The organism is Haemophilus parainfluenzae, assembly GCF_036288925.1.
Lineage (GTDB): Bacteria > Pseudomonadota > Gammaproteobacteria > Enterobacterales > Pasteurellaceae > Haemophilus_D.
In genome coordinates, this window is sequence record NZ_CP127167.1 from 381,660 (window position 1) to 395,738 (window position 14,079).

A 14,079-nucleotide genomic window follows, 5' to 3' on the forward strand; every position below is an offset into this window, starting at 1 on the left:
ATTTGTGAAATACATCACATTTTTAAATTATTTTTCTTTTCAATTTTTATTTTTCTTTTATCATTCACCCTTCCCTGATATAAAGATCGGGAACTTATAATTAAGACAAACTGGAGAAAAAATAATGTTTGGACCATTTAAACCCGCACCGCATATTGCGGAACTTCCAGCGGAGAAAATTGATTCCACGTATAAACGCTTACGTTGGCAAGTGTTTGCAGGGATCTTCTTTGGTTATGCCGCTTACTATTTTGTGCGTGCAAACTTTGACTTAGCACAACCTGGTTTAATTCAAGCCGGCTTGTACTCAAAAGCGGAACTCGGTGTTATCGGCTCAGCAGCTGGTCTTGCCTACGGTTTATCTAAGTTCGTCATGGCAGGCATGTCTGACCGTTCGAACCCTCGCGTATTCTTACCATTTGGTTTATTGCTTTCTGGTCTTTGTATGACTATGATGGGTTTATTCCCATGGGCAACCTCAGGCATTGCCATCATGTGGGTAATGATCTTCTTAAATGGTTGGTTCCAAGGTATGGGTTGGCCTCCATGTGGTCGTACCATGGTACACTGGTGGTCTAAATCAGAACGCGGTACTATCGTATCTATCTGGAATACAGCGCATAACATCGGTGGCATGATGCCAGGTGCAATGGTGCTATTAGCGAGTGCTATCTTCTTCAGTGCTCATGGCATCGAGGCTCAGGCAAAAGACATTTGGCAACAATCGCTCTACTATCCGGGTATTGCTGCAATGATCTGTGCTATTCCCGTTTATTTTGTCATGCGTGATACACCACAATCTTGTGGTTTACCATCAATCGAGAAATGGCGTAATGACTATCCTGATGACTATAACGAAAAAACTTACGAAAACGATTTAAGTACAAAAGAAATCTTTGTCACTTATGTATTAAAAAACAAATTGTTATGGTACATCGCACTGGCTAACGTATTTGTATATTTAATTCGCTATGGCGTATTAAAATGGTCTCCGGTTTACTTAAGTGAAATAAAACATTTCAACATCAAAGGTACTGCATGGGCATATACCATTTATGAATTAGCCGCTGTACCAGGTACATTACTTTGTGGTTGGGTATCTGATAAAGTCTTCAAAGGTAAACGTGGTTTAACCGGTTTTATCTTCATGATCTTAACGACTTTAGCAGTAGTAGCATACTGGATGAACCCAGCTACACCAGAAGCAGAACTTGCAAACTACTCAGCTTGGTATGAAAACCCATATCAATTAACTGACTTCATCTTAATGACCTTAATCGGCTTCTTAATCTACGGTCCTGTAATGTTAATCGGCTTACATGCGCTTGAGCTTGCACCGAAAAAAGCAGCAGGCACAGCAGCAGGTTTTACTGGTTTATTCGGTTACTTAGGTGGTACTGTCTCAGCATCAGCTGTTATCGGTTGGGCAGCACAACACTATGGCTGGGACGGCGGTTTCTACGTCATGATCGGTGGTGGTGTCTTAGCGGTATTATTACTCTTCATCGTAATGGTTGAAGAAGGCAAACACAAAGCGAAATTAGGCGATACCTACGGTAAATAATCTATAAATTAAAGGCGACAGGCGAAGGCTTGTCGCCTTTTTTATTACAAAAAAACAACTGAATTTTTAACCGCACTTTCAAGGAGAAATGCTTATGAAACTCAAAACTTTAGCGCTTTCTTTATTAGCTGCAGGCGTACTTGCAGGATGTAGCGCACACTCTTCTGTGGACACTATGAAATCAGACAAAATTATCATTGCGCACCGTGGTGCAAGTGGTTACTTACCAGAGCATACACTTGAGTCTAAAGCGCTTGCATTTGCACAACATGCAGACTACTTAGAACAAGACTTAGCGATGACAAAAGATGGTCGTTTAGTTGTTATTCATGACCACTTCTTAGACGGCTTAACTGACGTGGCGAAAAAATTCCCAAATCGTCATCGTAAAGATGGTCGCTACTATGTAATCGACTTCACCTTAAAAGAAATTCAAAGTTTAAATATGACTGAAAACTTTGAAACCAAAGATGGTAAACAAGTTGCAGTATATCCAGGCCGTTTCCCACTTTGGAAATCCCACTTCAAAATCCATACTTTTGAAGATGAGTTAGAATTCATCCAAGGTTTAGAAAAATCGACTGGTAAAAAAGTGGGTATCTACCCTGAAATCAAAGCACCTTGGTTCCACCACCAAAATGGCAAAGACATTGCAGTTGAAACCCTTAAAGTGTTGAAAAAATACGGTTACGACAAGAAATCTGACATGATTTACTTACAAACCTTCGACTTCAATGAGTTAAAACGTATCAAAAACGAATTGCTACCAAAAATGGACATGGATTTAAAACTTGTTCAATTAGTGGCATACACCGATTGGCATGAAACTGAAGAAAAAGATGCGAAAGGCAAATGGGTGAACTACGATTACGATTGGATGTTCAAACCAGGTGCAATGGCAGAAGTGGTGAAATACGCTGATGGCGTTGGTCCAGGCTGGTACATGTTAGTGGATAAAGAAAAATCAAAACCAGGCAATATCGTATACACCCCATTAGTGAAAGAACTCGCACAATACAAAGTGGAATTACACCCATACACCGTGCGTAAAGATGCATTACCTGAATTCTTCACTGACGTAAATCAAATGTACGATGCGTTATTGAATAAATCTGGTGCAACTGGTGTATTCACCGACTTCCCAGATACAGGCGTTGAGTTTTTGAAGAAACAAAAATAATACATAAGTAAAAGTAATAAAAAGAGCGGCCAAGATTCGTTGTGATTTTTGAACGCTTTTATTAAAACGAATATTAATTAGAATGTAAACAACTTTCTATTAATCATTTTTTACACAATCATGATTATCTCATACATTATCAACTTTTCTGTAAAAAATTAATCAAAATGAATTTTTCAGGATCAACTGTAGTATTGATCAGAATTGCTTTAGTAATTTTCAAACTAATCTTTCTTCTTTTCTAACACCCAAATTTGGAAAAAGCTCTCTATCAAATCAAGGTATAGATAACCTAGTGAAAATCTACTGGTAACTTAGTGGAAATCTACTGGTAACTTAGTGGAAATCTACTGGTAACTTAGTGGAATTCTACTGGTAACTTAGTGGAATTCTACTGGTAACTTAGTGGAAATCTACTGGTAACTTAGTGGAAATCTACTGGTAACTTAGTGGAAATCTACTGGTAACTTAGTGGAATTCTACTGGTAACTTAGTGGAATTCTACTGGTAACTTAGTGGAATTCTACTGGTAACTTAGTGGAATTCTACTGGTAACTTAGTGGAATTCTACTGGTAACTTAGTGGAAATCTACTGGTAACTTAGTGGAAATCTACTGGTAACTTAGTGGAAATCTACTGGTAACTTAGTGGAAATCTACTGGTAACTTAGTGAAAATCTACTGGTAACTTAGTAGAAATCTACTGGTAACTTAGTGGAAATCTACTGGTAACTTAGTGGAAATCTACTGGTAACTTAGTGGAAATCTACTGGTAACTTAGTGGAAATCTACTGGTAACTTAGTAGAAATCTACTGGCAACTTAGTGGAAATCTACTGGTAACTTAGTAGAAATCTGCTAGTTTTAAAATAAGTTATATTTATTTGAAACTAAAATATTGAGTAGGGTCGTTGCTACTATTCCCGTTCCACTCTAGCACACCTTTTTCAACTAAAGACTGAAGTAATCTCCTTGTATAAGGTGCACTTTTATTTAAAATCTCCCTAGCTTTACTCGTATTAATTTTTTTATTAGAAAAGATATATTGTAAAACTTTAATTTCATTTTGGGTTAATGATTTTATAATATCCTCAGATAGCAACAATTTAATCCTATCCAACTCTCTAGATTGTCTTTGCAAGATATTATTTTCCAATGTTAACAGAACACTATTATGATCTGGCTCACTATAAATAGGATCATTTAGGAAATATTTTTCCATTTCATTGAAAATTCGTTTAACACCTTCATTAAGTTCTTTCACCCAGCCAAATTCTGATAATACCCTTGCTATTCTAGGGTTTCTAGAATACCTTGTAGTTTTAATATTTTGTAAATTAACTATATTAGGTAATGGACCAGGACTAAATATTTCTAATCTATCATCAAACATTGTAACCCTAATATAATCACCATTTATTGAATAATTACGATGAGTTACTGCATTTACAATCCCTTCAAACCATGCAAACTCAGGATATTCAGTGATTTTAGAAAATATTCCATTATTATCTAAAATCTGGAATTCCCTAAGCTGACTATTAATAATTTCCCTACTTTTTTGTATTAAATATGGGATAGGCCCCTCAATATTTAACTCTTTAACAATATTTAAATCCTTTCCTGTTTTAGCAAAAACTCCATCATATTTAATAAATTTTATTCTTGAATTTGGAAAAAATTTTGTTGGGTATTTAGAAAATAATAGTAAACCAGCATTTGTAATATTACCATTGCGGTTAATAAAATTACGAGCGTCTAATATATCTTTGATAGATAAATCGGTATTGAGATGTTTTTGATATTGAGCTAATAAATCCTGATCGAGGTCTTCAATAGATGAATTTTCTTGCACCTCATCCTCAAAAGAGGCTTGCCCTTTATCATATTCTAGCTGTTTTCGTTGCTCATAACTCAATGTTAAAGACTCATCTTTTGATCTCAAATAAGCCTGTCCGTCATTTGATTCAATAACCTTATTGGTTGAAGGACGAACATCAAAGAGTAACACCTGATCATCTTCCCCATCACAATTTTTACATTGTAATAAGCTATATTGTACAGGGATTGGTTGCTTCTGAACGTGATATACAGTATGGGTAAAATCTTCTATTTTATGTGCTTTAGGAGAAGAAAACCCAGTAATTTTACCATTATCCTCAATACCTATAACAAGTAAACCACCGGAAGCATTTGCAAAAGCAAGCAAAGGTTTAAGAATTTCTTTTGGACTTTTTCTTGCACTCTTACGATCAAAAAATTGTCCTTCAGGCTTATTTTGCAAATCTTCAATTTTAAAATTTTTATTCATGATTCTTACCTATGACTTGTAAATACTGTTATTACAATAAAAAATTACATATAGAAAATAACTGAACATTAGCTCCACCAATGTTCAGTTAATTATAATTAAAATATATCCTATATTAGATATCTTTCGTTTGCTATAAGTATATACCCCAAATACACAATAAGACTACTTAAACTATACTATCGCATTTATAAAAATTCCAATCCATGCGCTATTTTAGACTAATCTTCTGGATACCATGAGTTGCTCACCGCACGGAATACACCTTCTAGGTGCGGCATTATAGCTGTGATACGACCGTCCACGTTATAAATTACCGTAATGCCTAATGCCGAACTATTCGGACTAGCTGGGCAAGTTCCAGTTACATTTAAATGACTGTCGATATACTGTGCCACAATCAAGTTTTGGGCTTGAAGTGCGGTCAAATTTTCAAGCGTTTTGAATTCTATCTCCTTTCTTTGTTATTGGTTTATATCTCTTAATAACAAAAAGGCTTGCTGTTTATCCAAGCAAGCCTTTTAAAATAACGCAATTAAGCAAACTGCTTTTTATTCTCTAAATAACGTTTCGCACATTCTGCTGCTGCAACTAAACCGCCTGCCATCATAATAATATCTTTAATCACGAGTCGACCAGCACCTGAGAGATATGGGAAGCCATAATTAGGTGTTGGGAAGTCCCCACCTAAATTCGGCACCCAGGTTTCTGGCGTAAATATCAGGAAGGACAGCGTGACTATCGACATACCAAACGTGAGTAAGCCTCCGAATAAACCTAATGTTGGAGACCAAATGCCCGCTAATACTAAAATACCAATTGTCACAATGATTGCGCCAATAATATAAGAAGCGGTATAGGTGCCGTTGGCTTTATGCCATTCGATATTTTTTGCGACCATTTTGCCTTCAGGGTTTTTATATAAGGTATATTCTTTCACTAAAACACCCTTATCATTTGTCACTTCATTTGCACCGTTTTTGTAAAGGAAGCTTAAGAAAGGACTATTTGACACAAAGTGTGCAATACCATCTGCTTCATATTGACAAACTTTTAAACCGCCAATCCAAACCATCACCACACAAATCGCAATGCGGATAAAGTTAATAAATTGACGTTGCAATGGCGCAACAATATTAGCTAGCAATGTAACTAAACTACTCATTAAGAACTCCTCATATAGTTCAATAGATATAACGGGCATAATGCCCAAGAATTTTTATATAAACATTAACAATATTACTCTCTAATATTGTTGGCATTTTTTATTACTAAAATTTATGCAATAAAAAGAGATACCAATTGCTTAGTATCTCTTATTTTTAATTAATTTTCCGTGATCAATTTCACATTATTTGAAATTCACTCTCGCATTTCTAAAAATTCGCATCCAAGCACCATCTTCAGACCAATCTTCTGGGTACCATGAGTTGCTCACCGCACGGAATACACGTTCTGGGTGTGGCATCATCGCGGCAATACGACCATCGACGTTAGAAATGGCAGTAATACCTAATGCTGAGCCATTCGGGTTAGCTGGATAGGTTTCAGTCACGTTTAAATGACTGTCGATATATTGTGCCACAATCAAGTTTTGCGCTTGAAGTGCGATCAAATTCTCAGGTGTTTTAAATTCTACGCGTCCTTCACCATGAGAAACCGCAATCGGCATATGGGAACCTGCCATGCCTTTAAACCACAATGAGTTGGTGTCGTTGATTTTCACCATCGCAGCACGGGCTTCAAAACGTTCTGATTTATTACGCACGAAACGTGGCCAATTTTCCGCACCTGGGATGATTTCTGCCAGGGTGGAGATAAATTGACAGCCGTTACATACGCCTAATGAAAGGGTGTTTTCATTGGCGAAGAATTGGCTGAATTGATCGCGTAATTGTGGGTTGAATAAAATGGATTTCGCCCAGCCGCCACCTGCGCCCAATACGTCACCGTAAGAGAAACCACCACAGGCCACCATCGTATTGAATTCGTTTAAGTTGTAACGACCTGTCATTAAATCGCTCATGTGAACATCAATCGCGGCAAAGCCTGCACGATCAAAAGCTGCTGCCATTTCAACATGACTATTCACGCCTTGTTCACGTAATACTGCCACTTTTGGTTTCACGCCTTTGCTGATGTAAGGCGCAGCAATATCTTCATTCACGTCATAAGTTAAGTAAGCTGATAATCCTTTGTTGTCTGTGGCTTTTTTCGCTTCAAATTCTTGGTCAGCACATTCTGGATTATCGCGTAAGCGTTGCATTTGGTGAGTGAGTTCTGCCCAAATACTGCGTAATTCAGAGCGTTTTTCGCTTAATAGTTTTTTGCTGCCACGTGTGATTTCAAAACGATCTTCTAAGCTAACAGAACCGAGTTCATAAGTTAAGCCAAGCAAGTCATGGGCTTTTAATACCTCACGCACGGCGCTTAATTCGTTTTCAGAGACTTGGATCACCGCACCTAATTCTTCATTGAATAACACGGCTAAATCATTGTCGCCTAAGGCTGAAATATCCACATCCACGCCACAGTTACCCGTAAATGCCATTTCTGCAATCGTGGTAATTAAACCACCGTCTGAACGGTCGTGGTAAGCCAATAATTTACGTTCTGCTACTAATGATTGCATTGCATCGAAGAAGTTTTTCAGTTTGGCTACATTCACCACATCGGCAGGTTTATCACCTAATTGTTTATACACTTGCGCAAGTGCGGTCGCGCCTAAGCGATTTTTTCTTTCGCCTAAATCAATCAACAATAAACGGCTTGCGCCTTTGTCTGTACGTAATTGAGGTGTCACGGTTTTGCGGACATCTTCCACGCGCGCAAAAGATGAAATCACTAAAGAAAGCGGCGCTGTTACTGATTTTTTCTCGCCATTTTCTTCCCAAGTGGTTTTCATCGACATAGAGTCTTTACCCACTGGAATGGTAATGCCTAATGCAGGACAAAGCTCTTCACCGACTGCTTTAACCGCTTCATATAAGCCGGCATCTTCACCGCCATGGCCCGCTGCAGACATCCAGTTTGCAGACAGTTTGATACGTTTAATATCGCCAATATTGGTGCCCGCAATGTTGGTAATGGATTCAGCCACCGCTAAACGTGCAGAAGCGCCAAAGTCTAATAATGCCACGGGTGCACGTTCGCCCATTGCCATGGCTTCACCATGATAGCTGTCTAATGAAGCGGTTGTGACAGCCACATCAGACACGGGGATTTGCCATGGGCCGACCATTTGATCACGTGCCACCATACCAGTTACCGAACGGTCGCCAATGGTAATTAAGAAGGTTTTTTCTGCCACCACCGGTAAGCGTAATACGCGATGGAAGGCTTCTTTTAATTGAATATTTTCCGTTGCAAGCGGTCGATTTTCGACAGTTTTTAACGAAACCTCACGCGTCATTTTCGGCGTTTTGCCTAATAACACATTCATCGGTAAATCAATTGGATTATTGTCGAAATGGCTATCATGCAAGGTTAAATGTTTCTCTTCCGTTGCCTCGCCAATGACCGCAAACGGTGCACGCTCACGTTCACAAAGTGCGGTAAATAATTCGAGTTTTTCTGGTGCAACCGCTAATACATAACGTTCTTGCGATTCGTTACACCAAATTTCCAATGGTGACATGCCTTTTTCATCGCAAAGGATAGAGCGTAAATCAAATTTACCGCCACGTTCGCCATCGTGTACCAATTCAGGCATTGCGTTGGATAAACCACCCGCCCCCACATCGTGAATAAAGAGAATTGGGTTTTCATCACCTAATTGCCAGCAGCGGTCAATCACCTCTTGGCAGCGGCGTTCCATTTCTGGGTTTTCACGTTGAACAGAGGCAAAATCTAGATTCTCTTTTGATTTCCCGCTGTCCATCGAAGACGCTGCGCCACCGCCCAAGCCGATGTTCATGGCTGGGCCGCCTAATACGATCAATTTCGCGCCAACGGGAATTTCACCTTTTTGAACGTGTTCGCCACGAATATTACCGATACCACCGGCTAACATAATCGGTTTGTGATAGCCTCGCACTTCTTCACCATTGAAGCTGTTGACTTTCTCTTCATAGGTACGGAAATAACCCAATAAGGCAGGGCGACCAAATTCATTGTTAAATGCTGCACCACCTAATGGGCCTTCAATCATAATATCTAAGGCTGAAGCAATACGATTTGGTTTTGAAAGTGGATTTTCCCAAGGTTGTTCAAAGTTTGGAATGACGAGGTTTGATACGGAGAAACCGGTTAAACCTGCTTTTGGTTTTGCACCACGACCCGTTGCACCTTCATCACGAATTTCACCGCCCGAACCCGTTGCAGCCCCTGGGAATGGCGAAATTGCGGTTGGGTGGTTGTGGGTTTCCACTTTCATTAAGATATGTGCATCTTCATTGTGATAACGATATTGTCCATCTTGATCCGCAAAGAAACGGCCGACTTTTGAGCCTTCCATTACTGCAGCATTATCTTTATAGGCTGAAAGCACGAAATCAGGGGTTTTCTCAAAGGTATTTTTAATCATTTTAAACAGGGATTTATCCTGTTTTTTGCCGTCGATAATCCAATCCGCATTAAAGATTTTATGGCGGCAGTGCTCAGAGTTGGCTTGCGCAAACATGTAAAGTTCAATATCGTGCGGATTGCGCCCTAATTGGGTGAAGTTTTCCACCAAATAATCAATTTCATCTTCTGCCAGCGCCAAACCTAATTCTACGTTAGCAGTCACCAAAGCTTCACGTCCACCTTTTAAAATATCCACGGTTTTAAACGGTTTCGGATCTTGATGACGGAATAAGATCTCTGCATCTTCAGGATGACGCACCACCGTTTCCATCATTCTGTCGTGTAAAAGTGCGGTCAATTTTTCTGTTGTTTTTTCATCAAGCGGTTGGTTTAACTCAAAATAATATGCCAAACCACGCTCAATACGCTCCACTTCACTTAAACCACAGTTATGCGCAATATCGGTCGCTTTAGAAGACCAAGAAGAAATCGTGCCAACGCGTGGAATCACGATAAAAGTTTCGCCTTTGGCATCGTGTTCTGCCAAGGTTGGGCCATAATGTAACAACGCTTTTAATTTTGCTTCCTGTTCGCTAACAAGCGGTCGATTTAATTCCACAAAATGCAAATATTCCGCATAAACCGATTTCACCGGTAATTGATTTTGTTGGAATTTTTGCATTAAACCTTGAATACGGAATTCAGAAAGGGCGGGTGAGCCACGAAAAGTTTGAAACATACGGGTACCTTTGAGTTGTGTTTGAGGTAAAAATCGCGAGCTATTATAAAGGAAAAACACCAAAACGAAAACGTTTGCGTTAATCATTTTCAAATGATTTTCAATGGGAGAAAGCATATAATCAGCAAGCAATTCAAAACAATCTGAAAACTAACCGCACTTTGGGGCGTCACTATGATCATCAACGACATCAATTTCAACGATCTCTATCAACAACATCTAAAAGCCTGTAATCACTATAATCTTCCACCGACAAAATGGGATAAAAAAGCCCCTAAAATGGCGGAGAATTTAGTGGGCAAACCAAGCCGTTATAATGAAACGTTACTCAAAGCCATGAATGTGCAACCTGATGAAACCGTATTAGATATCGGCTGTGGCCCCGGAACATTTGTGATTCCTTTAGCCCAACAATGCCAAGCTGTGTATGCCCTCGATTACAGCCAAGGCATGTTAGAGATGGTTCAGCAATATAAAGAAAAGCATCAACTGAATAATATTACCCTTCTACATAAATCATGGTCGGATAACTGGGATGATGTACCTCAAGCGGATGTGATACTCGCCTCTCGCTCGACGCTTGTGGATGATTTGGATGACATGATTGAAAAGCTGCAAAGTAAGGCAAAAAAACGCGTCTTTTTAACCTCGGTGACACAACGCCATTTTCTCGATGAAGGTGTATTTGAAGCCATTGGCCGTGATGATGTAGGCTTCCCAACTTATATTTATTTAGTTAATCGCCTTTACCAAAAAGGCATTCACGCGAATGTGAGTTTTATTAAAACCGAATCAGGCCATTTCCAAGGCGAAACCTTTGAAGATTTATTAAATTCTGTGACGTTTTCTCTCGGCAATCTCACCGAAAAAGAAAAACAAGATTTGGCTCAATTCTATCAACAAAAACAAATAAACAATGAACCGATAAAACACGGACAACGCAAATGGGCGTTGATTTGGTGGGAGGTTTAAGAAAAAATGCGGTCATTTTTGATCTGCACCCCAAAAGTTGGACTCAACAAACCAACAATTGAGGTGCAGATTTTTTATGGGTAAACACTACACAATCGAATTTAAATTACAAATTCTTCAACCTATTTTGAATGGAAAAATGAGTATTAGAGAAGCAGCTCGTTTTTACAATATTCCTTCCAACGCCCTAGTCGGGACATGGTTGAAACGGTTTGAAAAAAGTGGCATAAAGGGACTTATTCCCCGTAAACCATCAGGACGACCGCCTATGAAACCTAAATATGCCAGAATGCCACCGCCACCCAAAACTGAAGAAGACCGTTTACGCCTGAGAATTTTACAGCTTGAAGCGGAGGTAGCCTACCTAAAGGAGTTGAGAAGGCTCAGACTTCAGGACGAAGCCGAGCAACGGAAATTATCCAAAGGTTAAGAACACGCTATCCGTTAAAATGGCTTTTAGGCTTTGCACAGTTAGCGCGTAGTACGTTTTTTGCGAAACTTCAGATTAAACCGGATAAGGATGAGGAGCTGAAAAAGGCCATTAAACGCATCAAAGCCAATCATCCTGATTATGGCTACCGACGTGTTCATGCCAGCTTGCCAGGCGTGAATCATAAAAAAGTTCAACGTTTAATGCAGACACTTGGGCTTCAAGTGCGGTCAAGAAAAAGCAAGAAATTTACCACCTATCGAGGCACGATAGGGGTAATTGCACCGAATCATCTTGAACGCGATTTTAGTGCAACGGCCCCGAAACAAAAATGGGTGACAGATATCACCGAGTTTAAGGCGAAAGATGGGAGTAAAGTCTATTTATCTCCAATTTTAGACTTATTTAACAATGAGATAGTCTCCTATAATCTCAGCTATTCCCCAAATTGGGCGCAAGTAGAGGACATGTTAATGCAAGCCGTCAAAGGATTAAATAAAGCTTGTGGTGTCATTTTACATTCAGACCAGGGATGGCAATATCAAATGGTAGCTTATCGTCGAATTTTAGCTGAACATGGCATCATTCAAAGTATGTCGAGAAAAGGGAATTGCTTGGACAATGCCGCAATGGAAAGTTTCTTTGGGCGATTAAAAACGGAATGTTTTTATGGTCGGGAATTTAAAACAAAAGAAGAGATAGTTGATGCTGTCAGAGATTATTTGGATTACTATAATCATCGACGGATTCAACTAAAATTAAAAGGACTGAGTCCGATACAATATCGAAAACAATCCTTTAAATAACAGTCTAACTTTTTGGGGTCAGATCATTTTTGACCGCACTTTACGCTTTAAGATAGATTAAAGAATCTCTAATAACTTCGCAAAGTCGTCAAAGACCCAATCGGGGTTTGATTCCGCAATTGGAATGTTGTAGTTGTATCCGTAAGTTAATCCCACAACCGGGCAACCTGCTGAATGTGCCGCGAGAATGTCATTTCGAGAGTCACCTACAAACAATACTTGGCGAGGTTCTACGCCAAATTTACCGCATAAATAATACAATGGGCCTGGATGTGGTTTAATCGCCGGTAATGATTGTCCACCAAGCATTTCACTGAATAAATGATCGATACCAAATGCGGCTAATACCGGCTGAACGTGACGAGTTGGTTTGTTCGTTACCACGGCTAAGGTATAACCGCGAGCCTTTAAGGTTTCTAATGTTTCTTTTACATTTGGATATAAACTACTCACATTGCAAAGATTTTCAGCATAATGTGCATTAAAGCGCTCTTTCACTTGCTCGATTTCAGCCTCAGAGAATGTTTTACCCGTTTGCTCTTCAGTCCATTTTAAAGCACGTGCAATTAATACAGGTGCGCCATTACCGATCCAAGTTAAAACCTGTGCTTCTGATGCAGGGGCAAAACCAAAATCCGCTAATGCTGAATTCACGGATAATGCTAAATCCGGCAAGCTATTCACAAGCGTACCATCTAAATCAAAACCGATAACTTTAAATTGAGTCTTCATTACTACTACCTTTTATTTTACTGACGCTAATTGCGTACGCATTTGATCAATGATTTGTTTATAATCTGATTTACCAAAAATCGCTGAGCCTGCTACGAACATATCTGCACCCGCTGCGGCGATTTCTGCAATATTATCCACTTTTACCCCTCCATCAACTTCTAAACGGATATCTAAACCGCTTTCATCAATCAGACGACGAGCTTGTTGTAATTTTTTCAATGTTGAAGGTAAAAAGGATTGTCCACCAAATCCTGGGTTCACGGACATTAACAAGATCACATCCACTTTATCTAATACATAATCCAAATAACTTAATGGCGTCGCAGGATTAAACACTAAACCCGCTTTACAGCCGTGATCACGAATGAGCTGTAAAGAGCGGTCAATATGTTCACTGGCTTCAGGATGAAACGTAATGTAATTCGCACCTGCTTTGGCAAAATCAGGAATAATACGATCGACCGGTTTCACCATTAAATGCACGTCAATCGGTGCTTTAATGCCATAATCACGTAAAGCTTTACATACTGCAGGGCCAAAGGTTAAATTCGGCACATAGTGATTATCCATTACATCAAAATGAATCACATCCGCACCGGCATTCAACACGTTTTGCACATCATCACCAAGACGAGCAAGATCTGCAGAAAGGATAGAAGGGGCGATTAAATAAGGTTTCATTTGTCATCTCCTAAAGGATAAAAGTGCTTGTAGTTTACTACGTTGAGCTCAATTTTACCTTGATTATTTACAAGTTTTAGCTGAAAACAAAGAAAAAAATAACCGCACTTGATTCAATTGCCTCAAAGTGCGGTTGGTTTTTATTGTATTTTAAAAG

10 protein-coding genes and 1 pseudogene are annotated in these 14,079 nt (G+C 39.2%); 5 read left to right on the plus strand and 6 right to left on the minus strand.

Features of this window, described 5'->3' with window-relative positions:
* Positions 1–124 precede the first annotated feature (124 nt).
* Both glpT and glpQ read left to right on the plus strand, forming a co-directional pair.
* A complete protein-coding gene (gene glpT, locus QQS40_RS01950) occupies positions 125–1,564 on the plus strand; it encodes a glycerol-3-phosphate transporter (RefSeq protein ID WP_329505826.1) in 1,440 nt (479 codons plus the stop codon).
* Between the two features lie 94 nt (positions 1,565–1,658).
* Positions 1,659–2,744: a glycerophosphodiester phosphodiesterase gene (gene glpQ / locus QQS40_RS01955; protein ID WP_329505828.1), complete on the plus strand. Its 1,086-nt coding sequence runs from the start codon at positions 1,659–1,661 to the stop codon at positions 2,742–2,744.
* Between the two features lie 878 nt (positions 2,745–3,622).
* Here glpQ and QQS40_RS01960 read toward each other — a convergent pair.
* The 4 genes and pseudogenes from QQS40_RS01960 to purL form a co-directional block, all read right to left on the minus strand.
* Positions 3,623–5,053, minus strand: coding sequence for an ATP-binding protein (locus QQS40_RS01960; protein WP_329505831.1), 1,431 nt, complete (start codon positions 5,051–5,053; stop codon positions 3,623–3,625).
* Positions 5,054–5,274: 221 nt separating this feature from the next.
* Positions 5,275–5,505 (minus strand): annotated as a pseudogene (locus tag QQS40_RS01965) (phosphoribosylformylglycinamidine synthase subunit PurQ); the annotation flags it as partial.
* Between the two features lie 83 nt (positions 5,506–5,588).
* Positions 5,589–6,218, minus strand: coding sequence for a YkgB family protein (locus tag QQS40_RS01970; protein ID WP_005646193.1), 630 nt, complete (start codon positions 6,216–6,218; stop codon positions 5,589–5,591).
* Positions 6,219–6,404: 186 nt separating this feature from the next.
* Entirely contained in the window at positions 6,405–10,298 is a 3,894-nt protein-coding gene (purL, locus tag QQS40_RS01975) for a phosphoribosylformylglycinamidine synthase (protein WP_329505834.1), read from the minus strand.
* 174 nt (positions 10,299–10,472) lie between these two features.
* On the opposite strand from purL, the gene QQS40_RS01980 reads away from it, so the two are divergent.
* The 3 genes from QQS40_RS01980 (at position 10,473) to QQS40_RS01990 (ending at position 12,506) form a co-directional block, all read left to right on the plus strand.
* On the plus strand, positions 10,473–11,270 hold the full coding sequence (locus tag QQS40_RS01980; RefSeq protein WP_329505836.1) for a methyltransferase domain-containing protein: 798 nt from the start codon (positions 10,473–10,475) through the stop codon (positions 11,268–11,270).
* A gap of 76 nt (positions 11,271–11,346) precedes the next feature.
* A complete protein-coding gene (locus QQS40_RS01985; RefSeq protein WP_128787400.1) occupies positions 11,347–11,700 on the plus strand; it encodes a helix-turn-helix domain-containing protein in 354 nt (117 codons plus the stop codon).
* Positions 11,688–12,506, plus strand: coding sequence for an IS3 family transposase (locus tag QQS40_RS01990; RefSeq protein WP_253257864.1), 819 nt, complete (start codon positions 11,688–11,690; stop codon positions 12,504–12,506). Before QQS40_RS01985 ends, QQS40_RS01990 begins: the two co-directional genes overlap by 13 nt.
* Positions 12,507–12,563: 57 nt before the next feature.
* Here QQS40_RS01990 and QQS40_RS01995 read toward each other — a convergent pair whose 3' ends face one another.
* Together QQS40_RS01995 and rpe are read right to left on the minus strand one after the other, a co-directional pair.
* The gene (locus QQS40_RS01995) at positions 12,564–13,238 is read right to left on the minus strand and encodes a phosphoglycolate phosphatase (RefSeq protein WP_297568292.1); all 675 of its coding nucleotides are present in this window, start codon (positions 13,236–13,238) and stop codon (positions 12,564–12,566) included.
* Between the two features lie 12 nt (positions 13,239–13,250).
* Positions 13,251–13,922, minus strand: coding sequence for a ribulose-phosphate 3-epimerase (rpe, locus tag QQS40_RS02000; protein WP_329505839.1), 672 nt, complete (start codon positions 13,920–13,922; stop codon positions 13,251–13,253).
* Between the last annotated feature and the right edge of the window lie 157 nt (positions 13,923–14,079).